Here is a 2,556-nt window from a genome sequence, read left to right on the forward strand (position 1 = left end):
GTTTCCGACCTTGCTGTCTCTGATGCTGACGAACGTCGCGCTAAAAATAAGAACTGGCGTTATTTTCTGTCGGGTCATGCCAGCCCATGGAGTGTCGATGGATATATATCTTCTTTGGCTACCCTAGTTGGGTCTCCAGCTTGGATATATATCTATTTTATCACACTTTATGATTCTCTCTTTATCCATAGACAATGCTTATGTGATGGTCATGTGATTGGTTTATTGATGAAATTCTATGGCAATAGACTTCTTAATAAGTATCGATTATATAGCTAACCTATTTACTCTGCACTGTTTTGGAGTGGTGTAGGATGATTTTAGGCAGATTTTAGGCAGAGCAAGGGATTCTGGTTCTGGGTGTTGGGAATGAAAAACCTGTAGTGCCCATACTTGAAATGGACGAGCACGGAGGGATTTGAACCCCCGACACCCAGAACCGGAATCTGGTGCTCTATCCACTGAGCTACGTGCCCTTAACCTAAAAAATCATAGCATAGATTTTCAAAAATTGAAACTTCTTCCTGGGGGGTGTGCTAAGTATCCCATTCAGGTCTGCAAGAATTTTAAGGTTGAATTTCTAATTGTCAATAAATCCCTGCTGTATCCTTAGACGTGGCTCATCAATCATGGAACACTTGTCTTATGGCTCCTCTCGCCCTTCTTAGCACATCGGATAAAACGGGACTGGTGGATCTGGCCCGGAGTTTAGTGGAAGAATTTGGATTTGATTTAGTGAGTAGTGGAGGTACGGCGCAAACTCTACAAGAATCTGGATTAACGGTAACGAAGGTTTCTGACTATACGGGATCGCCAGAAATTCTAGGCGGCCGGGTGAAGACGCTCCATCCTCGCATTCATGGGGGAATTCTAGCGAGGCGCAATCTGGAGGAGGATCTTCAGGATTTAACGGATAATAACATTCGCCCGATTGATTTGGTGGTAGTGAATTTATACCCGTTTGAACAGACGATCGCCAAGCCGGATGTGACGTTAGAAGAGGCGATCGAAAATATCGACATTGGTGGCCCCACCTTGCTGCGAGCGTCAGCTAAAAATTATGCCCATTTAACCGTCCTCTGCGATCCGACTGATTATAATGCTTATTTAACGGAACTTCGTCAGCAGGGAGGGACAGCCTCAGCAGAATTTCGGAAAGAACGGGCGATAAAAGCCTTTGCCCATACTGCGGCTTATGACCGAGCAATTACTGCTTATTTAACCCATCAGAAAGAGGAACTGTTGCCCCCCGAATTCACCCTATCGGGACAGAAGCGGCAAACCCTGCGCTATGGCGAAAATCCGCACCAGAGCGCTGCTTGGTATCAGACGGGAACCGAGAAAGAGGGATGGTCAGGGGCCACCCAATTACAAGGAAAGGAACTCAGTTATAACAATTTGGTGGACTTGGAGGCAGCACGGCAAATTATTACCGAGTTTACCGATAAGCCAGCCGTAGCTATTTTGAAGCATACTAATCCCTGTGGTCTGGCGGTAGCGGATACCCTGGTGGAAGCCTATCAGAAGGCGTTAGAAGCTGATTCGACTTCGGCATTTGGCGGTATTGTAGCTCTCAATCAACCCATTGATAGGCCAACAGCAGAGGAGTTAACCCATATTTTCCTTGAATGCGTGGTTGCTCCCGGCTGCGATCCGGAGGCTCAAGACATTTTACACAAGAAATCGAAGTTGCGGGTTTTGGTCTTGCCGGATCTGATGCAAGGGCCGCAGGTGATGATCAAGGGTATTGCGGGTGGGTTTTTATTGCAACAGAGCGATCTCACCATTAGCACCCCGGATCAGTGGGAAGTGGTGACGGAAAAACAACCGACTCCAGAGCAATTAGAAGAGCTATTCTTTGCTTGGAAGGTGGTGAAGCATGTGAAATCGAATGCGATCGTGGTGACCAAAAAACAAACCACCTGTGGCATAGGAGCGGGTCAAATGAACCGCGTCGGAGCTGCGAAAATTGCCCTAGAACAGGCAGGGGAAAAAGCCCGTGGAGCCATACTTAGTAGTGATGCTTTCTTCCCCTTTGATGACTCAGTACGGACGGCTGCGGCGGCTGGGATTGAGGCGATTATTCAGCCTGGGGGTAGCGTGCGCGATAAGGACTCGATCGCCGCAGCCAATGAGTTAGGTGTAGTTATGGTGTTTACGCGAATGCGCCATTTTCTACATTAAGAGATAGGGGGCGATCGCGCCAGCAATAGCCTATACCAGATGCTCAGGTAAGTAGCGCGGTTCAACGAGGTAAGATTAGGGGTCGAGATGGACGTTACCATCCATCCCTCCCATTCAGAACCGTGCATGAGACTTTCACCTCACACGGCTCCTAGCAAAATCAGTCCTTGTCATGGATACGGTTGAGACTTCCATCGCTGGCCGTCATTTTATCGTGACAATGCTTATGTAATAATTGAAGGTTCTTTAGTTCATCCTTTCCGCCAAGAGACTTCGGGATTATGTGGTCTACTTCAATTAGGTCTGTATCTGAAAAATCTCAAGGGGTGACAAGGCAGCTCAAAGGTCGCTATAGCGACCTTTTTCGGTGGT

General features: G+C 47.5%; 2 protein-coding genes, 1 tRNA gene and 1 pseudogene. 2 read left to right on the forward strand and 2 right to left on the reverse strand.

Going from position 1 to position 2,556, the window contains the following annotated elements; all coding sequences use genetic code 11:
- Nucleotides 1-279: hypothetical protein (locus AC3A14_RS24515; protein WP_487779233.1), on the forward strand; the 279-nt coding region annotated here is incomplete at its 5' end.
- A gap of 124 nt (nucleotides 280-403) precedes the next feature.
- On the opposite strand, the gene AC3A14_RS24520 is transcribed toward AC3A14_RS24515, so the two are convergent.
- Nucleotides 404-476: transfer RNA gene (locus AC3A14_RS24520), tRNA-Arg, on the reverse strand.
- Nucleotides 477-645: 169 nt separating this feature from the next.
- On the opposite strand from AC3A14_RS24520, the gene purH reads away from it, so the two are divergent.
- A complete protein-coding gene (gene purH / locus AC3A14_RS24525) occupies nucleotides 646-2,184 on the forward strand; it encodes a bifunctional phosphoribosylaminoimidazolecarboxamide formyltransferase/IMP cyclohydrolase (protein WP_487779234.1) in 1,539 nt (512 codons plus the stop codon).
- A 160-nt stretch (nucleotides 2,185-2,344) separates the two neighbouring features.
- On the opposite strand, the pseudogene AC3A14_RS24530 reads toward purH, so the two are convergent.
- A pseudogene (locus AC3A14_RS24530) lies at nucleotides 2,345-2,500 on the reverse strand (HNH endonuclease); the annotation flags it as partial.
- Between the last annotated feature and the right edge of the window lie 56 nt (nucleotides 2,501-2,556).

The organism is Roseofilum sp. (genome assembly GCF_982964205.1).